Source organism: bacterium, assembly GCA_016789445.1.
Lineage (GTDB): Bacteria > Patescibacteriota > Minisyncoccia > Phycocordibacterales > UBA2100 > UBA10103.
Window position 1 is genome coordinate 309088 of the sequence record JAEUQT010000002.1, and the last position, 17388, is coordinate 326475.

Below are 17388 nucleotides of genomic sequence, written 5' to 3' on the forward strand. Positions count from 1 at the left end.
ATGACTGAGCGCGATCGCAGCTTCTGGAACTTCACGGCGCTGATCGTCTTTCTATTGCTTCTTGCGCTCTCCACCTACCTCGTCCGGGTCTCTGGCGGCCTGCGCATGCTCTGGCTCTTCAATGCATTCGATCTTGTGGTCATCTCGCTCGCTACGTTCCGTTTCGCGCATCTTCTTACCTACGACAAGATCTTCGGATTCGTCCGCCATTTCTTCCTCGAGGAAAGTAGGGAAGGTGAGGCGAAGCCGACTCGTATCGCGAGCCGCGTCGTCTACGAGATGCTCGAATGCCTCTGGTGCACCGGCATCTGGTCGGCGCTTATCGTCTTCACGGTGTATCTTCTCGGCGTATGGGGCCAGTTCATCGTCGTGGTATTTGCGATCGCCGGTGCAGCTGCAATCCTTCAAGTCGCTACCAAGGCGCTGATGAAGGAGCGGATCTGATCGCGTCGTCTTTCTGTTTTTGTTAGGATATCTCGCGAAGGGCCGTTAGCTCAATTGGTAGAGCGTCCGCATGGCATGCGGAAGGTAACCGGTTCGATCCCGGTACGGTCCACCACAGCGCTTAATACTCCCCTCATGTGCTCTCGCTAGGGTAGACATAGGTCGAGATTATGAGGCCGGAAGGATTAACCATACGCGTATATGGCCGACATGGAACGCGAAGGTGGAGGACGCGGATTCGCCAGCCTGACACAGGAAGAGCGACGCGAGATCGCTTCGAAGGGCGGCCGCAGCCAAGGGAAGGAAACGAATCCTGGCAACTTCGCCAACAACCCGTCACGTGCCGCTGAAGCGGGACGCAAGGGTGGACAGGCGAGTCATCGCGATGAATAAGCCTGAAGGATGAGCCTCCGCGATGGAGGCTCGTTCTTTGCGTGCTAGAATCCGTGCATGCAAGGAAGCGTGCGCGGCTACCTCCTTTTTGCTACGACGATTTTTCTCAGCGCGTTCCTCCTCTTTGTCGTGCAGCCGATCGCGGGGAAATTACTGCTGCCGTGGTTCGGCGGATCTTCCTCGGTGTGGGCAACGAGCATGCTCTTTTTCACCAGCGTGCTTTTCCTCGGCTATTGCTACACCTACTTCCTCACACGGCTCCCGCTCGCGAAGCAGGTACGTATCCATCGCATCGCGATCGGCATAGGCGGCGTCGCCGCACTCGTATCGCTTTTCATATGGCAGGGGCTCTTCCCGTCGCTCGATTGGACGCTCTCGAGCGCACTGCCTCCGGCACTCAAAACGCTCGCCGCGCTGCTGTTCGGAATCGGTATCCCGTACTTCCTCCTCGCTACGACGGGGCCGCTTATCCAGTTCTGGTACGGCATCTCGTCGGCAAAGGAACCCTATAAGCTCTATGCGATCTCGAATGCGGGCTCGCTCCTCGCGCTGGCGAGCTATCCGTTCGTGGTCGAGCCGTTCGCGCTCTTGGCCGAGCAAGAGACGATCTGGTCGCTGCTGTTCGTCGTATTCGCCGCGCTTCTGCTCGTCATCATGCGCGACATCCGCGGCGTCGTCCCTGAACCAGCGGTGAGCGAAAGTATCGAGCAGCCGCGGATGCTGCTGTGGGTACTCTACGCAGCGCTTCCGGCATTCATGCTGGTTGCCACGACGACGGAAATCACGCAGACCATCGCACCGCTACCGCTTTTGTGGATCATCCCGCTGTCGCTCTACCTGCTTTCTTTCATCTTTGCGTTTGCCGGATATCGCGGGGGTATGTTCGTGCCGATCCTGCTGCTCGCATCTGCGTATGGCGCATGGGAATACGTCGACACCATCGCGCCGGGGATCGAGTGGCGCATCCTTTTCGATTGCGCCGTCCTCTTCTTCCTCGCATGGCATGCACATGCACATGTCTATCGTCTGCGACCAAGTGTGGCGCAATCGCCGAAGTTCTACATGCTGGTCTCGTTCGGCGGCATGCTCGGGACGCTCCTCGCGAGCGTCGTGCCGCCGCTGGTGTTTCCGGATTACTACGAATTCGCGATCGGTCTCGCGCTCTCGGCCGCCGTCGCATTCCATATTTCTCCGGCGCCGTGGCTGTTTCGATCCAGCGATGTGCGGCTCTATGCGATCCGTGTCGCGCTCACGAGCCTCGTGGTGACGCTCATCGCCTATGCACTTTATGCGAACATCACCGAACGACGCGATGCAGGCTACACGCATATCTCACGCAACTTCTACGGCACGGTGAAGGTGTACGTGGATCAGGGATACCGTTCGCTCATGCACGGCATGACGCTGCACGGCGTGCAGGTGACCGATCCGGAACTCGAATTCATCCCGTTCGCGTACTACTCGCCGGAGAGCGGCGCCGGCAGGGCGATCATGTATTCGCGTCTGCGTAATCCTGATGATTCGCTCTCCATCGGCATCCTCGGCCTCGGTGCGGGTATGACCGCCGCGTACTGCACCCCGAAGGACCGCTTCGTGTACTACGAGATCGATCCGCGCGTGGAAGGAATCGCACGTGAATATTTCACGTATCTCTCGCGTTGTCCGCAGGTGGAGATCCGCTTGGGTGACGGCCGCATCCGCATGGATCAGGAATATCGCGAAGGAACGAAAGGGAACTATGACGTCGTCCTTGCCGATGCGTTCGCCGACGATACGATTCCGGTGCACCTCATCACGAAGGAGGCGATCCAGCGATATGTCTCCCACTTGAAAGACGAGCAGGGGATCGTGGGTATGCATATCTCGAATCGCTATCTCGATATGCTGCCGGTCTTGATGGCGATCGCGCAGGAAGAAGGGCTTTCGCTCCTCGATGTATACACGAACAGCGAAGTGAGCGGACAGATGACGAATTCGCACTGGGTGCTGCTCTCGCCATCTCCTGAAACGTTCACGGCAGAGATCTTCAAAGACGCCGCGACGCCGCTGCCGGAGAAACGGGTGCGTGCGTGGACGGATAGCTACAGCAACCTGCTCTCGGTCTTGGATATCCGGTAGGTGTTTACGGGAAAACGTCCTGTGGTAGAGTCCAAACAGCGGGTAGTCACAAAGGAGATAGGAAATGACCACTAAGAAGCGGACCGGTGTCCGAGCGCGAGCGCGCGAGTTTGCGGAATACATCCTTGAGATATCAGCCTCTCCAAAGGATTGGAAGAAGTTCTGCGACGAGGCCGAGAAAAGCCTCAAGAAGGAGGCGCGCGGTCTCGAGAAGAAGACCCATCTGCGTCAGGCGCGACGACTCCGCGCCATGGCAGGGTCGTTCGAATCCCTTTCATTCTGCGGGTATTGAGAGATCGGGGCGGCGCATCGGCGTCGCCCTCTCTGCTTGACGGTCTCCATCAAATAGGGCAAAACTACTGCGGTTTGAAAGGGAGGATCCCCATGAGGGACATCGTATACATCCTGGCCGGCATGGCGTTCCTAGCCCTGCTCGGCATGGGTGCCGCTAAAGCCGATTTGAAGCACGATCTGCAGGCGCGTATCGTCATGCTGAAGGATCGCGTGATCTTCCAGCAGATGCAGCGTTGCCCATCGCAGCCGAAGGCGGGCGAATGCTCGCATGACGCGACGGTGATCATCCAGGCGCTCGATACCGTGCAGGCCGAAAACGAAGAGATGGGTTTCGGGCCGTATGGTTCGGAAGATCCCGGCGTCCGCGCGTATCTCGATCATCAGTTCGGTCTGCAGATGCAGGCATTCGAGGAGTTCAGGAGGAAATATCCTTCGCAATAACTAGCGCCCCGGAACGGAAGTTCCGGGGCGTCTTTCAGTGCATCTCTTCGAGGTGATGCTGCGGCGCATCGATGAGCGCGATCACCATCACGCCCGCGAAAAGAGCCCCTGCAATGATGAGTGCGAAAACAATACGTACATTTCGATCCATGCATTACTCCTTTCTTCCCTGACGGTATTCGTTCACTGGGGATGTGTCAACTTCACAGATGAAGCGCGCATGCTATCCTAGCGACTTCGCCTATGGGCGGAATACAGGAGGAACGAATGAGGACGATCTTTCTCGGTGTCGGCATGTTCGGCGTCGCGGCATTCGCTATCGCTTTCTCTCCGAAGATGCATCTGAGCATGGGGGATCCCGTGCTCACGGCAAACGGACTACGCGTCCCGCAACCACGTGAGAAGCGTGGTCCGCGGATGCCGACGCGATGCCCGAAGTCGGAACGGATGGCGCGGCAGCGGCAGACCGATCGGCGCGATGCGGTGCTTCGGTACTCTTGATAGACGGCGGCATGCTTTCGCATGCCGCCTTTTCATATGCAAAATCTCCCGCACGTGGTGCGGGAGATCTGGAGGGAACTCGCGTCAGCCGCGAGAGCCGATAGTCGGACTGTCGCCGCAGTCATCATCATCGAAGACGTCCTGACCGATCCTGTCTCGCTCGGATTGAGCGGTTTTCGGTAGGGGACTGTAGCCGTTGTCCGTCTCGGTAAGCTGAGTCTTTGGCATCGTTTCCTCCGTTTGTTATATGCCAGAAATCACTATACTCCCGCTATTTCCCGCTGTCAGGCCTTCGGAGTGCATAATTCCATACATGTTGACTATCAGCAAATAATGTGATAAAATACAAGCAGGTGGGGTTACTGCAACAGGAGATGGCAATGAAAACAACTCTCGCCGCAATCGTGTTGGCCGCAGTCGCCGGATACTCGGCAGCGGGTGATCCACAGCAGGAGATGAATCGGGTCTTCAGCGACCTGACGAACCTCACGCTGATCGGTACCGCAGAACGAGAGCAACGATGCTCGAAGTCGGCGGAGAAAGACGGCTGCAGATCGGCGTTTGATCAGCTCATCACTCAGACGTTCGATGCGGAGAGTAAGTTCTTCCAAGCGGCTCGTGCTGCTGCAGCCGGAGATTACGCCCGTCGGGATGCCCTCTTCTCGGAGATGAACCAGGCGTTGCGTGATGGACGAGCTGAACTCGAACGACTCAAATCCCTCCATGTTCCGTAGCGTCAGATGCTACTGCAGACGGGGCTCACATGAATCGCGGCAGGTACAAAGCACCTGCCGCTTCTTCTTTGCAAAATGTCCGGAAATATTGCTTAATATCTCCAGACTCGAAATCGATGGAGGAAATTGATGTTTCGAGCACTTTCAGTACTTCTTCTCTTCCTTTCCACGGTACCTGCGGGTGCGGTGGAGGCGACAGAGAGCGAAACCGGCAAATCGCCGGCGCAGCATCTCATCGTCCAGCGATCGGTGACGTTCGCGTTCGCGCAGACACGCGCGACCGTGAGCGGTCTCATGATGACGGCGAAACAGATGGCGGACGAACTCTGTCAGCAGACCGAAGAACCGATCAGTTGCACGCTTGCCTTCAAGGCGTTGCATTACGACGTGGAGCGATTGGAAGTGGATCTCGCCCGTCTTGATGCGCAAGCGCTCGCAGCCTCGCTCACGCTCGATCGGAATCTCTTCGATATCGAGCGAGCGCAGATCGAGAAGCAGTGTGCGAAGTACGCGATGGAGATCGAGCGACTGACGGAACAGTATCCGCTCATCCCGCTCGGTCCCTGACGCAGCGGCAGGTGCTACGCACCTGCCGCTTTTCTGTTGCGGAATATCACAGGGAAGGTATAACTACGCGCGGTCAGTCCCAAAAAAGGAGGAATGAATGAAAACCATTGTGGCGGCACTGATGTGGTGTCTCTTGGTCGTAGCTCCTGCGGTAGCGCACGAGGAGCCGGGAGATGAGTACAACTCGATGATCGCGAGTCTGGAAAGCATCGGCGAGAAGTTGCGGGACTTCGAGTGTCCCTCGGACGATCACGGCAGTTCTCAGGACGGCACCTGCGATGATCTGCGTGTGCAGTATCAGGAACAGGTGAACATCCTTATCGGCAAGGCCGAGAAGAACATCGAGACCGGCGGTACGAGCTACGAGGAGTACAAGAGCCTGTTCGACGAGCATCTCGAGCTCTCCAACGATGTCGACGCGTTCGTCGGTGAATGAAAATGGCGGCAGGTGCTTTGCACCTGCCGCCTTCTTTTGTGGAGGGATTACTTCGCGTCCTTCCAGACGCCCTTGCCGTCCTCGATGACGCAGACCTGCTTGAGCGGCTGGCCGTCGATGCTCGTGTCGATCGTCTTGGCGCCTTCCGAATAGACCATGTCGCTGTCGACGCAGTCGGTCGGCTGGCGCGTCGCGCCGGTAGCTTCGGCATGATCGTCACAGGCGACGGCGCCGGCGAAGGGGATCGAAGTCGCAAGAATCGCAAGCATTCCCAACTTAGACATTCGTACCTCCAATAGGAACTGAGACAACCTCAGCGGGGATATAAAAACATTATTCGACAATTATGTCAAACAAGAGGTCGTTGCTCTTTTGCCGGTAAGGCGTATAACTACGGCGGTCATCTCAAGGAGGAAAACATGAGATTGCTCGCCCTTGTCCTGCTCTGCTTCACGGCAGTAGTAGCGAATGCGCAGGATGGTGATCGGCCGTTCTGGCCGAGTGAAATGAAGAAGATCCACATCACGCTGCAGGGGATCAAGTCCCGTTTGGGATTCGTCTCCTGTATCCAAGACGGCCACCCGTCGAAGTATGAACTCGACTGTGACGCAAAGCATACGGCGCTGCAGAAGCAGGTCGACGAGATGCTTGCCCGTATCGAGGAAGTGGCGCGTCCGGGAGCGTATGCAGGTGAATCTGCATACCAATCCGCACTGAAAGATACCGAGGCCGCGGCACAGCTCCTCGAAGAGGATTGCGAGAAGCTGCTTCTGGAACTAGAGTCGGAAGAATGAAACAAGCGGCGGTTGCACAGCAATCGCCGTTATCTTTTTGTGCCACAATCATGCGGTATACTGTGATTGTGTTCGCGGAAATCGGGTATACTCCGTTCATCCTAGCTTCATCGTCATATGATGAAATTACTCTTCACGACGCATTTCCAGTCTCGCATGGTCGAGCGAGGGATTGACATCGATCACCTTAAGCAAGCCATCAAGAATCCAGACTTTACAAGAGACGCATATGAAGGTAAAATACTAGCCCGTAAGAAGATCGACGAAAAGCGTGTCATTGAAGTCATATACTTCAAGCAGGGGTTCAAAGACGCCAATAATCCAGTCATCGTCACCGCCTACTATCAGCCCATTGAATAACAAGCATATGAAAATCGATTTCGACATGATGGCAGATGCCGTATACGTCAATGTCACCGAAGGAAAGGTGGCGAAGACGGTGAAGACCGAAGACCGGTTTCTTGTCGATTTGGACAAAGATGGCAATGTTGTCGGGATCGAGATTCTTCAAGCTTCGGCACAACAGGAACTCATCGACAATCTGAATGGTCGCGTCGCGAACGGTGTTCCAGTGAATATCCAGAACAACACCCCTGTCGTTGCATAAGTACGACTTTCAGATTTTGAATAGCGGCGGATGCGAATGCATCCGCCGCTATCTTTTTTGTATATGTGATGTGTGGTGCCGCTTTTGATAAAAACGCCTTTCGTGTTCAAAAATATTTCCTTCATTTTTCCGAGAGAAGAAATTGACGAGAAAAAGAAAAAATTATGTGCAATGAAAAACTGTGGATTTCATGTTCGCGTCATTTTCAGTTCATTACTATCATCACAGTGTCTTCAAGAGTTTGCGGGGAAACAACGAAGACACTCCGCAAATGCTGTACATCAGCTTCATTACAAGCTCAATGAGCTCTTTCGAAGAGCCGTCCCGCCTGCGCGACTTGTTCGCGAGGCGCGACGGCTCTTTGTCGTGAGCGATTGTCAGGGAACTAACGGTCGATCCCGACAAGGAACCAATTACAAGAATTACAAAAATTAGACACTTACAAAACATATGACAGGAATACTCAACGCACGCATCGTCGCGTCTATCGCGATGCTCGTGTTCGTGGGAGCTGCGATCGCGGCTTCCACTGGTGCATTCTTTTCGGATACGGAAACCTCGACGGGTAATACATTTACGGCAGGCGATGTTGATATTACGATTACTGACCTGAGTCATCTCTACACTGGTGGGGGTGTGTCGCCGGATCAGCCGACCTACACCAAGAATGGCTTTTCATTCGCGCTTGGCGACCTGAAGCCACTCGATAGCGGTACGGTTACGTACAATCTTGGAAACGGTACGAATGACGCATATCTCTGCGCGGCAGTCGTCGAGACGGGCAACAACGAGAATTCGCGCTTGGAACCGGAAACGGAAGCAGGCGATGTGACCGATGGCGCAGGAAATGGCGAACTCGGCCAATTCCTTTCATTCAAGTTCGGTACGACAACAGGAACTCTTAATGGTCAGTGGCAGTCGCTTGGCGTGATTGCGGCAAATGGCGCGACTTCGACCGGCATCGGTTACTGCTTCGGTACATACGTCGGCGGTGTATGTCAGGCAAGCGCACTCCCGAACATCAATCGCGCACAGACAGACTCGATTACAGCTGACGTTCTGTTCTATGCTGTTCAGACACGAAATAATCCTGGTTTCCAGTGCTCACAGCTTCCGCCGGCGACTGGTACAACGACGCCTCCGACGGTACAGGTTGGCGCTGCGCTTGCAACTTATGCAGCGCCTAGTTGTTCAGTAACGGTGACAGGATCTAATTCCATCCAGGCGGCTGTCAATGCTGCATCGTCAGGACAAACGGTTTGCGTAGCTGATTCCTATGACAGGACAGGTGATAACACGGCAATTCGAATTGAAAATTCCGGAGTAACTCTTGCTGCGGTTACGCGCGGTATTGATCTCGATGTTCCTGTGGTCTTGAGCGCAAGCGGCGTCACCGTAACTGGTTTTGACGGTGTAATTGGCCAGGCTGAAAGTCCGGCTGAACAGGCTGCCTTTTATCTCGACAACGATGCCTCGGGATTTTCTCTCACCTTCAATACGGTGACAGGTGGAACGGGCGCTGCCATTCTGACGGAGACAGGCGCTGCACTTGGAGGTGGATTGATTGCAAACAATGTTCTTAGTGGTGCGACTCAGGGAGTCTACACAAATCCTCATACCGGAGTATTTATTATCGAATACAACGACATCGATAACAATGTCGCAGGTATCGCAGGCTTGATGGGTGCAACGGTTCGTTACAACGAATTCGAGCACACAAGTGCAGCTCAGGAAGCGATTGGGGTGGATTCAACGATCGATAGTAATCCAGCTACGGTTAGCTTCAATAACTTCTTAGGTGACACACGAGTCAACACTTATGGCTCCATTGTTGGCGACCTTAGTGCTGAAAACAACTTCTGGGGCCCTAACGGGGGTGCTGCACAAACAGGTGGATCGGATGAAGTGGACTTCACGCCACAGGCGGGTGCTGCTTACGCACATAAATAGTCCTCTCTAGCCTGATCCCGCCCTTACCAAAAGGGCGGGAGGGGCTGTAGAGGATACAGCGCCACTTTATTAATTCGGGGGTGAGATGGGGTTGGGGCCCCATCGCAAGGCCGGAGGAGCTTGGCTCCGAGGCGGGGTCGCGGAAGTTTTCAGTAGAAAACTATCCGTGACTTAAATAAAAAACATTATGAATCTGAACTTATCAAGAATCGCTTTGTCGTTGATGCTCATCGTCGGAGCAGGTGGGGCAATCGTGAACGGTACTTCTGCGTTCTTCTCCGATACGGAGACCTCACAAGGAAACACCTTCACCGCAGGTGCAATCGATCTCAAGGTGGACCACACGCTGCAGACCTATAACGGGAACCTCGTCGGCGGGAGTCTCACGATCGTCTCCGACACGCAGACGACCGTGAATGGTGATCCGGCCATCGCACTCGCATTCGTGCATCCAGGATGGACGGCGACCGGAGAAATCCCGGGCGCGACGTGGATATGGGGTACGCAAGGACCGACAGACCCGACCACGGATGAATCCTTTACGTTTACCCGCACCTTCAACTGGAGCGGCCCTGCAACAACGGCGACACTCCAGGTCGCGGCGGACAATTACTACGACGTCGACCTGAACGGACAGGATGTCGGCGCGGAACTCGCTGATGAGAATAACTTCCAGGCGGGCACGTACGACACCTACGATGTCTTGACCAAGCTCGTTCCGGGCGTGAACACGCTTACGTTCGTCGTTACGAATAAGGGCGTACCCGGCTCGAACGGGCAGAGTAATCCCGCCGGGCTCCTCTTCAAGCTCGTCATCGACGGACCGGCAACGACCTGGACGGAGAAAGACCTCGCATCCGGCGATGTCTTCTGGAACTTCAATGATGTGAAGCCGGGGGATAGCGGTACGAACGTCATCTCGCTCCATGTGTACGACAACGATGCGTATGCCTGCTTGATGGCGACGAACGTCGAGGACAACGAGAACTCGAATATCGAGCCGGAACAATCGGCAGGGGATACGGATACTCCGGAGGGCGAACTCTCTCCGTTCCTCAAGCTCTTCGTCTGGAATGACGGGCTTGCGGGCGATGGCGTCTACACGCCGGGCGAGACTATCGTCTATGGCCCTGACCAGCCGCTCAGTGGATTCAGCACAGCGCAGAAGCTTGCTCTTCAGGCGACGACCACGCAGTACATCGGCGCTGCATGGTGCTTCGGCGAACAGAACGTGGATGGCGGCGGTGTCATCACCTGCGATGGTTCGGCTGACGGATACAATGTGGCGCAAACCGATAGCGTAGTCGCTGACCTCGAATTCCTCGCGGTGCAGCAGCGCAATAACGCGAGCTTCCAGTGCCCGATGCCTGAGGAGCCGGAGCATCCGAACACAAGCCTCCTGCATGCGACGAAGATCGAGTGTCCTGCAGAGGCTTCACTTCCGAACTGGGGCAATAACGGACCGGACGTGACTTCGACGACAGCCGATGTATTCCTTGCCGCTCATCCTGAATGTAAGGAAGTGCCATGGGATTTCCAGTGGTCGACCTCTAATGTTGACCCAGATGACCATGCAGGCGTACTCGCCGGATGGACGACCTTCTCGGCTGGCAACCCAGCAGAGATTCCGGTCGGAGGCACCGTCTATGTGCGTGAGGTGTTCCAGCAGGGCTACATCGGATTTACCGGACAGAACACTGACCAAAGTAATTCCGCAGAACTGTACTGCAGCACGGACGTCATGAACTACGACAACTGGGAATGGGTGCCGACAGCAGCAGCGGGCGAGGATTACTACTGTGTTGCGTTCAACGTTCCTCAGCAATAGCCGCAATTCTAAGTAGGTAAGACCCATGCTTCGTCTCAAACTACCAGCACGCATAGTATTCACCGCCGGCATCATGTCGGTGGTGATACTTGCGTTCGGTTTCCGGACGGAGGCGACGGGCTTCACCTATGCGACGGGCAGCGGATTCAATCTCCGCATCGATTCGCAAGCGTTTTACAACGGACAGGCCGTCCCTTCGTCGACCTGGTCCTTGAAGAATCTCCAGCCGAATTCCGACAAATTCTTTAACTTCAATGACATCAAGCCCGGGGACAGGGGTACAACGACCCTCAGCTTCCATGTGAACAAGGATGCGTGGATCTGTCTCGATTTCGAGAAACTGAAGGAATATGAGAACGGGCGCAATGAGCCGGAGATGGCGGAAGATAGCACGGGGGGCGCAAACTCGGGGGAACTAGCGGATGGTACTGAATTCTTCGCCTGGTACGACGACGGCGGACCGCACCCAGGTGACGGCGTGTACCAAGTAGGTGAGCGGTCTATATTCGGTACCTCGACAGGAAAACAGGCGGCGACGAAGGTCTTTGACAACAAGACCTATGCGCTCGCTGATTCGGTATTCGGCACCGCATTCACCGCTTCGACGACGCGCTACGTGGGCATCACGTGGTGCGCGGGGGATCTGGCGGTGAACGTAGCAACGGCGGCTATCAGCTGCGATGCGACGAAGCTCGGCAACGAGGCACAGACGGATTCCTTTACGGTGGATGTCTCCATCCGCGCGGAAGGATCGAAGGACAACAAGAACTTCAAGTGCGTGAAGAAGGGAACGACCTGCGAATACGCCGGGCCGGTCAAGGTGAATATCACCAACAGCGCGACGGTGACGAACACGACGACCTCCAGCTCGAATACCGGTGGCAATTCGGCGGGCGCAGGCGGAACGGTCGTCACCGGCAACGCCACGAGTTCTTCAGCAGTGAAGAATATCCTGAACACGGTGAACATCCTCATCGGAGGAAGGAGTAGGTAACTATGATGAAAGCACTCAATTACATCTTCTACGGAATCTTCGTGACCATGATGCTCGCCATCGCGGGGCTTCTCGTGGCGTCGATGCTGCCGATTCCGGGGAATATCGAATTGAAGATCGTGAAATCCGGCTCGATGGAACCGACGATCCCGACGGGCTCCTTGGTCATCGTGAAGCCGATGCAGAGCTATGGGATCGACGATGTGATCACGTTCGGTGCTGATACGAAGACGGAAATCCCGACGACACACCGCATCATCGGGTACGAGAGTGATGCAGAAGGCCGCAGTGTCTTCCGTACGAAGGGCGATGCCAACGAGGATCAGGATGCGAATCCGGTACCGCGAGGGGAGGTCATCGGTAAAGTGGTCTTCCACCTGCCGTATGTCGGATTCGTATTGGATTTCGCGCGGCAGCCGCTCGGCTTCGCGCTGCTTATCGGCGTACCGGCGGCACTCGTCATCGTCGAAGAGGTGCTCACGATCACGAAGGAAGTGAAAGCCGCGCTGGTGCGACGCCGCAAGAAGGAAGAAGGTGATGAGGATACGGATGACGAACCTTCGCATGGCTCGGGCGGCACCCGATTGCGCGAAGTGGCAGCGGAGCGCACGGTGTATCTGCGCAAGCGCGCGATGGATGAGATCTTCGTACCGATGGTCTCGGAGACGCGCACGTGGGTACGTGAGAAATTGCCGCTGCCGAAGGATGCGTATGCGAGCGGCACGATCGCGGTCGGAGTTCTGGTAGGTATTTCCGTACTCACGACGGGTGGCATGCAGGGAACTTTGGCGTATTTCACTGATATCGAGACTTCGATCGGGAATGTCTTTCGTGCCGGTGAGTGGGGTGAAGAGGAGGAAGAGCAGCCGATAGAAGTCGCTCGCATGTTGGCACCGGAAGGCGAAGTGGCGGGCGCGGCGACGGAATCTGAGACACCAACAGAGATTCCTGCGGAAGAACCAGCCCCCGAGGAGGAGGAGGCGGCTCAAACGGCGCCAATTGAGCCGGTCGAGCCTGCTGCAGAGCCGGAAACCCCTGCCGAGAGTACCGGGGGTCAAACGGCGCCGATTGAACCCCCAGCCGCAGAAACCCCTGCGCCGGAACCGGCTGTTGAGGAAGCGATACTTTAGACCTATACTTCGTGTGGTCGCTCCCCGAGTGACCTGCGCAAACTTCGCACCTCTCTTCGGAGAGGTGCTTTTTTCTTGACTCCGTCCATGCTAAGGGATTAAGTACAGGAAGAAGGCACAAAGGAGGAACTGATGTATCGCATCGGAGTATTCCTGCTCGCGCTGCTCTTCGGCATCTCGCATGTCGAGGCGCGTGAACAGATACGGACTATCGGCACACAGCTTTTTGAGGCGGTCTCAGACGACGAACCGCCGACGCTTCTTGATCTCATCGTGATCGGCGTCGCCTGCGGCAGCTCAGCTGCTGCGGCCGGTCTCGAGATCGGGGATAGCATCATCGAGATCAACGGACACGAGATCCTGCAGAAGGAGATCTCGGCATACCTGCGTGCAGCACACGAGGTCGAATCGACCGAGAAGGCAGTGTTGAAGGTCAAACGACCGAGCGGCATCGTGCGCACGGTCACGCTCGTGCCGACACTCCATGACGATGAATTCAAATGCGGGAAACTGCTGCAGGATTCATAAACTAAGCCGCCCGTCAGGGCGGCTCTTTCTTGACGATATGAATACGTGCGGAGTAAGGTAGCGGAAGTGGAAACGGAAAGGAGATACCCATGCGTTTCTTCATCGCCTGTATGGCGCTCGCACTCTCAACGAACCTCGCGTCCTCGGAAAACGAGATGCGCCGCGGATTCGAGGTGAAGCTCATCCGCACGCAGCAGGGCTTCAAGCATCCGCAGTACGCGATCGTGACGAAAGTGTATTGCGAGAGCTCGGCGAAGCGGGCCGGACTTCTCTACGGAGACATCCTGTGGCGGATCGATGGCAAGCCTGTCGATTCGATGAGCGATGCGGAGTTCATCGTGGCGATCGCGCGTATCGAGCAGATCCCGTGGCTCGTCATCTCCGTGCGACGCGGGACCGAACATGGTCCCGTCCAGAAGGTGATTCATTTCCCGCCGCGCACCGGCGGATATGACTGTCCGGAGCAGGATATCTAGTACAAAAGAAGAAGGGCCATCCCGCTGGGATGGCCCTTTTGATTTCATGCCCGCCGTTCCAGTACCGTCACCAGCAGGCTGAGCGAGACGAGGATGGTGAACATGCCGATGACGCCGGATGTCGCGTGCGCGAACCAGCGCCATTCGTAATTCGTGAGCGCGGCGAGCGTCCCTAGTGCAAGCGCGAGAAACCCGAGCACACGCAGCACGCCGTTCACGTCGCGCGTCTTCCACGTGAGATAGGTGAAGAAGAAGCAGAGCGTCGTGCTGACAAAAAGGAATTTCTCCTCCCACGCTTCGAGCGCGTTGCCGCTGAGTTTCGCGATGCCGACGTCGAACATCTTGCATCCGATGTAGAACGCCACGACGCATCCGATCAGCTTCAATAGCTTCAATCTCAACCGCTGTCCGCGGGGAAGCGGGGCAGGTGCCGTGATTTCTATCATTTCGTAACCCTCCAAATGCAAAGAACAAAGCGGCACTATACCAGATGATAGTCAAGCGGGGGATTTGACGCTGAATAAATATGGTGGTATAAATTTTACGGACTTAGAAAGATAGTCCGTTTCTGAGATGCATAAGGAGAGATAGGAATGTTTGCAGCGAAAGCTTCCCAAAGCGCGCCCGCATTCGAGCACGTGATCGACGTGATTCAAAAACGCGTCGACGCTCTCTCGGAAAAAGACCTTCTTCCTCCGGAAGAGTGGTCGAAAACCGGGGCGTATGTCGGGGATTTGCCGATAAAGCATCGCAAGCTCTCAACGCTCATGAGGCAACTAAGTCTCGAGCTCGAGCCCCTGATGAAGGAGCACGAGAAGGAGCAGCGTTTCGTGCATTCCCAATTGGGGGCGCAAACGACGCTTCGGCGGCTTATCGACGTGTCATCGAAGAAAGATGTGCAAGAGAGCGTAAAGCGGCTCGAGCAGATCGAACTCGCGATAGCACCAATAAAAGGCGTTCGCGAAATCGTTCGCCTGATTTTCTGGCAGGATGTGAACGCGATGTTCTCGTGCTGGGAAAAGAACGTAAGCATCCAGCCTGACTGGTCGGTACGGACAGTCGAGGTCGAGGAGCCTGACTCTTCCGAATCGATCCTTTCACGTCTGTTCGGCCGGTAGGTCGGAGAGAGGAAATATCACCGCGCGCAGCGTAGCTGCGCGCGGTTTTATCATTTCATGAAGCATTTTCAATGCTTCCGCTTCATGTCTATTTCATCGCAGAAACCCTAGGCATTTTGTGTGGATAAGTGCTATTGCATGGAGTATAGTGGGGTATACTCTAATCCAGTGGGAGAAAGTGGGATTGGGATGGGCGATTAAACGTTGCGCGTCCATCTTGATCCCACAAGCCTCCCAAAAATAAGGTTTCAATCATGTTCATCGGCGAATACGAACATACTCTCGACGAGAAGAATCGCGTCAGCATTCCGAAGCACTACCGTACGGGCCTCGGAAAGAAGATGGTTATGACGCGTGGTTTAGACAACTGCCTTTTCGTATATTCACGTTCAAGTTGGGAGAAAGTCGCCGCGAAACTGCAGGAGCTTTCATTCGCGCAGGCAGACACGCGCGGATTCAATCGCTTCATCCTATCTGGTGCTGCGGAAGTCGAAGTTGACGCCGCGGGTCGGGTCCTCATTCCGGAGCACCAGAGGCAGTTCGCGAAGCTTTCAAAGACGGTCGTATTCGCGGGAGTATCGGATCGGGTCGAGATCTGGGATGCGGATGCCTGGAAGGCATACAAGTCTGAGATCGAGAAGAAGGCCGAGGACATGGCGGAGACACTCGGGCAGATCGGTGCACTGTAGTTGCGTCTGATAGTGATCTGGGGTAGCTAGAGGATTTGCATATCGTCATGCGCACGCGACGTCAACTATCCTCTAGCGACCCGATGTCACTTATCGGTGGTCATCGATCAGTTCTTTTACAGGAAGTAATCGAAAGCTTGCAGATCCGTCCTGACGACATCGTCCTCGACGGGACTCTCGGCGGAGCAGGGCATGCGCAGAGAATAGTGCACCTCCTCGGGATGAAAGGCGCATTCATCGGCATCGATGCTGATGCGGCGGCTATCGCCCGCGCGAAGGAGGCACTGAAAGACTCGGTCGCGAAGGTCCATCTCGTTGAAGGCAACTTCCGTAATACGGGCATGTATCTCGATAATCTCGGGGTCACGCACATTACGAAAGCGCTTTTCGACCTCGGTTGGAGCGGATTTCAGCTTACGGCAGGACGAGGGTTCTCGTTTTTGCAGGATGAGCCGCTTCTCATGACGTACGACGAAGATCCTACCGAACACACGCTTACGGCGAAGCTCGCCGTGAACACGTGGAAGGAGGAATCGCTCGCCGACGTTATCTACGGCTGGGGAGAAGAACGGTACGCGAGGCAGATCGCCCGTGGTATCGTTAAAGCGCGCACGACGAAGAGGATTGAGACGTCGAAGGAACTGGCGGAAATCATCCGCGAGTCGGTTCCTGCTTTTTATCGCCGGGGGAAACTGCATCCCGCAACCAAGACTTTCCAGGCACTCCGCATCGCCGTTAACGACGAGATGGGGGCGCTCAAATACGGCCTTTCAAGCGCGTTCCAGAAGCTCGCGCCGGGAGGACGGATGGCAGTCATCACCTTCCATTCCATCGAAGATAGGGAAGTGAAGCGGATGTTCCTCGAGTGGGCGCAAAACGGAAATGCAGAACGCATCACGAAATCGCCGCTTAAGCCGAGTGCCGAGGAATTGAAAGCGAATCCCCGTGCGCGAAGCGCCAAGCTCAGAGTACTTCAGAAAATCTAACTAATCAGAACGCCAAGCTGACAGGGAAACCAGCTATGCACCGAAAAGACAATCACATTTTCATACGAGTCAACGCTCTTCCGGGCGAACACTACCTTTTGCATGTCCTCATTTTGGGCATCGTGCTCACGATCGTGGGCTACACCTACTTCGTTTCTCTTTCCATCTTCAACGTTATTGCACACAAGGAAGCTATCGCCGCAAGCGAGAAGCTCCAGAGCGAGGTCGGTCTTCTCGAGCAGGAATACTTCGAATTGACCAAGGCAATCACGCCGGCAATCGCCAGCAATCTCGGCATGACTAAGACTTCGGACACCACGTTCGTCCGCAAGCCGGGCGCCGTCGGTTCCGCACAGGGTG

Annotated in this window: 25 protein-coding genes and 1 tRNA gene; 24 read left to right on the forward strand and 2 right to left on the reverse strand. The window is 55.6% G+C overall.

Translation table 11 applies throughout. The features are described from left to right. The 11 genes from JNK62_03485 (at window position 1) to JNK62_03535 (ending at window position 5928) form a co-directional block, all read left to right on the forward strand. The gene (locus JNK62_03485; GenBank protein MBL8158567.1) at window positions 1-444 is read left to right on the forward strand and encodes a DUF1360 domain-containing protein; all 444 of its coding nucleotides are present in this window, start codon (window positions 1-3) and stop codon (window positions 442-444) included. Window positions 445-483: 39 nt separating this feature from the next. Further along, window positions 484-559, forward strand: a tRNA-Ala gene (locus tag JNK62_03490). 86 nt (window positions 560-645) lie between these two features. Beyond that, entirely contained in the window at window positions 646-837 is a 192-nt protein-coding gene (locus JNK62_03495) for a stress-induced protein (protein MBL8158568.1), read from the forward strand. 57 nt (window positions 838-894) lie between these two features. Next, window positions 895-2955 carry a fused MFS/spermidine synthase gene (locus JNK62_03500; protein ID MBL8158569.1) on the forward strand — a complete coding sequence of 687 codons (2061 nt, stop codon included), beginning with the start codon at window positions 895-897 and terminating at the stop codon, window positions 2953-2955. Between the two features lie 64 nt (window positions 2956-3019). After that, the gene (locus JNK62_03505; GenBank protein MBL8158570.1) at window positions 3020-3247 is read left to right on the forward strand and encodes a hypothetical protein; all 228 of its coding nucleotides are present in this window, start codon (window positions 3020-3022) and stop codon (window positions 3245-3247) included. A 92-nt stretch (window positions 3248-3339) separates the two neighbouring features. After that, complete coding sequence (locus tag JNK62_03510) at window positions 3340-3690, forward strand: hypothetical protein (protein ID MBL8158571.1); 351 nt, start codon at window positions 3340-3342, stop codon at window positions 3688-3690. Between the two features lie 267 nt (window positions 3691-3957). After that, window positions 3958-4191, forward strand: a complete 234-nt coding sequence (locus tag JNK62_03515; GenBank protein ID MBL8158572.1) for a hypothetical protein — start codon at window positions 3958-3960, stop codon at window positions 4189-4191. 36 nt (window positions 4192-4227) lie between these two features. Then, entirely contained in the window at window positions 4228-4374 is a 147-nt protein-coding gene (locus JNK62_03520; protein MBL8158573.1) for a hypothetical protein, read from the forward strand. 197 nt (window positions 4375-4571) lie between these two features. Next, the gene (locus tag JNK62_03525; GenBank protein MBL8158574.1) at window positions 4572-4925 is read left to right on the forward strand and encodes a hypothetical protein; all 354 of its coding nucleotides are present in this window, start codon (window positions 4572-4574) and stop codon (window positions 4923-4925) included. Between the two features lie 129 nt (window positions 4926-5054). Further along, entirely contained in the window at window positions 5055-5492 is a 438-nt protein-coding gene (locus JNK62_03530) for a hypothetical protein (GenBank protein ID MBL8158575.1), read from the forward strand. A gap of 97 nt (window positions 5493-5589) precedes the next feature. Next, window positions 5590-5928, forward strand: a complete 339-nt coding sequence (locus JNK62_03535; protein ID MBL8158576.1) for a hypothetical protein — start codon at window positions 5590-5592, stop codon at window positions 5926-5928. A 47-nt stretch (window positions 5929-5975) separates the two neighbouring features. Here JNK62_03535 and JNK62_03540 read toward each other — a convergent pair whose 3' ends face one another. Next, window positions 5976-6212: a hypothetical protein gene (locus tag JNK62_03540; protein ID MBL8158577.1), complete on the reverse strand. Its 237-nt coding sequence runs from the start codon at window positions 6210-6212 to the stop codon at window positions 5976-5978. A gap of 135 nt (window positions 6213-6347) precedes the next feature. On the opposite strand from JNK62_03540, the gene JNK62_03545 reads away from it, so the two are divergent. From JNK62_03545 to JNK62_03585, 9 genes are all read left to right on the forward strand, one after another. Beyond that, a complete protein-coding gene (locus JNK62_03545; GenBank protein ID MBL8158578.1) occupies window positions 6348-6722 on the forward strand; it encodes a hypothetical protein in 375 nt (124 codons plus the stop codon). 117 nt (window positions 6723-6839) lie between these two features. Beyond that, a complete protein-coding gene (locus JNK62_03550) occupies window positions 6840-7082 on the forward strand; it encodes a DUF4258 domain-containing protein (GenBank protein ID MBL8158579.1) in 243 nt (80 codons plus the stop codon). 7 nt (window positions 7083-7089) lie between these two features. Beyond that, window positions 7090-7329 carry a DUF2283 domain-containing protein gene (locus JNK62_03555; GenBank protein ID MBL8158580.1) on the forward strand — a complete coding sequence of 80 codons (240 nt, stop codon included), beginning with the start codon at window positions 7090-7092 and terminating at the stop codon, window positions 7327-7329. 450 nt (window positions 7330-7779) lie between these two features. After that, window positions 7780-9279 (forward strand): hypothetical protein, encoded by a 1500-nt coding sequence (locus JNK62_03560; protein MBL8158581.1) that lies wholly within the window; start codon window positions 7780-7782, stop codon window positions 9277-9279. A 223-nt stretch (window positions 9280-9502) separates the two neighbouring features. Then, the gene (locus JNK62_03565; GenBank protein ID MBL8158582.1) at window positions 9503-11107 is read left to right on the forward strand and encodes a hypothetical protein; all 1605 of its coding nucleotides are present in this window, start codon (window positions 9503-9505) and stop codon (window positions 11105-11107) included. Window positions 11108-11132: 25 nt separating this feature from the next. Continuing rightward, entirely contained in the window at window positions 11133-12101 is a 969-nt protein-coding gene (locus tag JNK62_03570) for a hypothetical protein (GenBank protein MBL8158583.1), read from the forward strand. 2 nt (window positions 12102-12103) lie between these two features. Then, the gene (locus tag JNK62_03575; protein MBL8158584.1) at window positions 12104-13231 is read left to right on the forward strand and encodes a signal peptidase I; all 1128 of its coding nucleotides are present in this window, start codon (window positions 12104-12106) and stop codon (window positions 13229-13231) included. Between the two features lie 132 nt (window positions 13232-13363). Then, window positions 13364-13759 (forward strand): PDZ domain-containing protein, encoded by a 396-nt coding sequence (locus JNK62_03580; protein ID MBL8158585.1) that lies wholly within the window; start codon window positions 13364-13366, stop codon window positions 13757-13759. An 89-nt stretch (window positions 13760-13848) separates the two neighbouring features. After that, window positions 13849-14235, forward strand: coding sequence for a PDZ domain-containing protein (locus JNK62_03585; GenBank protein ID MBL8158586.1), 387 nt, complete (start codon window positions 13849-13851; stop codon window positions 14233-14235). 44 nt (window positions 14236-14279) lie between these two features. Here JNK62_03585 and JNK62_03590 read toward each other — a convergent pair whose 3' ends face one another. Then, window positions 14280-14681: a hypothetical protein gene (locus tag JNK62_03590; GenBank protein ID MBL8158587.1), complete on the reverse strand. Its 402-nt coding sequence runs from the start codon at window positions 14679-14681 to the stop codon at window positions 14280-14282. A gap of 147 nt (window positions 14682-14828) precedes the next feature. Between JNK62_03590 and JNK62_03595 the strand changes: the two genes are divergently transcribed. The 4 genes from JNK62_03595 to JNK62_03610 form a co-directional block, all read left to right on the forward strand. Then, window positions 14829-15353 carry a hypothetical protein gene (locus JNK62_03595; protein ID MBL8158588.1) on the forward strand — a complete coding sequence of 175 codons (525 nt, stop codon included), beginning with the start codon at window positions 14829-14831 and terminating at the stop codon, window positions 15351-15353. Between the two features lie 254 nt (window positions 15354-15607). Next, complete coding sequence (mraZ, locus tag JNK62_03600) at window positions 15608-16042, forward strand: division/cell wall cluster transcriptional repressor MraZ (GenBank protein ID MBL8158589.1); 435 nt, start codon at window positions 15608-15610, stop codon at window positions 16040-16042. A gap of 92 nt (window positions 16043-16134) precedes the next feature. Beyond that, window positions 16135-17028: a 16S rRNA (cytosine(1402)-N(4))-methyltransferase RsmH gene (gene rsmH, locus JNK62_03605; protein ID MBL8158590.1), complete on the forward strand. Its 894-nt coding sequence runs from the start codon at window positions 16135-16137 to the stop codon at window positions 17026-17028. 35 nt (window positions 17029-17063) lie between these two features. Then, window positions 17064-17388: hypothetical protein (locus tag JNK62_03610; protein ID MBL8158591.1), on the forward strand; the 325-nt coding region annotated here is incomplete at its 3' end.

What these genes read in the sequence shown, in the direction of transcription:
- JNK62_03550 (MBL8158579.1), top strand. Translation starts at nt 6,840, where the DNA reads ATGATGAAATTACTCTTCACGACGCATTTCCAGTCTCGCATGGTCGAG.
- JNK62_03495 (MBL8158568.1), top strand. Translation starts at nt 646, where the DNA reads ATGGCCGACATGGAACGCGAAGGTGGAGGACGCGGATTCGCCAGCCTG.
- JNK62_03510 (MBL8158571.1), top strand. Translation starts at nt 3,340, where the DNA reads ATGAGGGACATCGTATACATCCTGGCCGGCATGGCGTTCCTAGCCCTG.
- JNK62_03515 (MBL8158572.1), top strand. Translation starts at nt 3,958, where the DNA reads ATGAGGACGATCTTTCTCGGTGTCGGCATGTTCGGCGTCGCGGCATTC.
- JNK62_03555 (MBL8158580.1), top strand. Translation starts at nt 7,090, where the DNA reads ATGAAAATCGATTTCGACATGATGGCAGATGCCGTATACGTCAATGTC.
- JNK62_03540 (MBL8158577.1), bottom strand. Translation starts at nt 6,212, where the DNA reads ATGTCTAAGTTGGGAATGCTTGCGATTCTTGCGACTTCGATCCCCTTC.
- JNK62_03535 (MBL8158576.1), top strand. Translation starts at nt 5,590, where the DNA reads ATGAAAACCATTGTGGCGGCACTGATGTGGTGTCTCTTGGTCGTAGCT.
- JNK62_03565 (MBL8158582.1), top strand. Translation starts at nt 9,503, where the DNA reads ATGCTCATCGTCGGAGCAGGTGGGGCAATCGTGAACGGTACTTCTGCG.
- JNK62_03500 (MBL8158569.1), top strand. Translation starts at nt 895, where the DNA reads ATGCAAGGAAGCGTGCGCGGCTACCTCCTTTTTGCTACGACGATTTTT.
- mraZ (MBL8158589.1), top strand. Translation starts at nt 15,608, where the DNA reads ATGTTCATCGGCGAATACGAACATACTCTCGACGAGAAGAATCGCGTC.
- JNK62_03530 (MBL8158575.1), top strand. Translation starts at nt 5,055, where the DNA reads ATGTTTCGAGCACTTTCAGTACTTCTTCTCTTCCTTTCCACGGTACCT.
- JNK62_03505 (MBL8158570.1), top strand. Translation starts at nt 3,020, where the DNA reads ATGACCACTAAGAAGCGGACCGGTGTCCGAGCGCGAGCGCGCGAGTTT.
- JNK62_03525 (MBL8158574.1), top strand. Translation starts at nt 4,572, where the DNA reads ATGAAAACAACTCTCGCCGCAATCGTGTTGGCCGCAGTCGCCGGATAC.
- JNK62_03590 (MBL8158587.1), bottom strand. Translation starts at nt 14,681, where the DNA reads ATGATAGAAATCACGGCACCTGCCCCGCTTCCCCGCGGACAGCGGTTG.
- JNK62_03520 (MBL8158573.1), top strand. Translation starts at nt 4,228, where the DNA reads ATGCAAAATCTCCCGCACGTGGTGCGGGAGATCTGGAGGGAACTCGCG.
- JNK62_03580 (MBL8158585.1), top strand. Translation starts at nt 13,364, where the DNA reads ATGTATCGCATCGGAGTATTCCTGCTCGCGCTGCTCTTCGGCATCTCG.
- JNK62_03560 (MBL8158581.1), top strand. Translation starts at nt 7,780, where the DNA reads ATGACAGGAATACTCAACGCACGCATCGTCGCGTCTATCGCGATGCTC.
- JNK62_03595 (MBL8158588.1), top strand. Translation starts at nt 14,829, where the DNA reads ATGTTTGCAGCGAAAGCTTCCCAAAGCGCGCCCGCATTCGAGCACGTG.
- JNK62_03585 (MBL8158586.1), top strand. Translation starts at nt 13,849, where the DNA reads ATGCGTTTCTTCATCGCCTGTATGGCGCTCGCACTCTCAACGAACCTC.
- JNK62_03545 (MBL8158578.1), top strand. Translation starts at nt 6,348, where the DNA reads ATGAGATTGCTCGCCCTTGTCCTGCTCTGCTTCACGGCAGTAGTAGCG.
- JNK62_03570 (MBL8158583.1), top strand. Translation starts at nt 11,133, where the DNA reads ATGCTTCGTCTCAAACTACCAGCACGCATAGTATTCACCGCCGGCATC.
- JNK62_03485 (MBL8158567.1), top strand. Translation starts at nt 1, where the DNA reads ATGACTGAGCGCGATCGCAGCTTCTGGAACTTCACGGCGCTGATCGTC.
- JNK62_03575 (MBL8158584.1), top strand. Translation starts at nt 12,104, where the DNA reads ATGATGAAAGCACTCAATTACATCTTCTACGGAATCTTCGTGACCATG.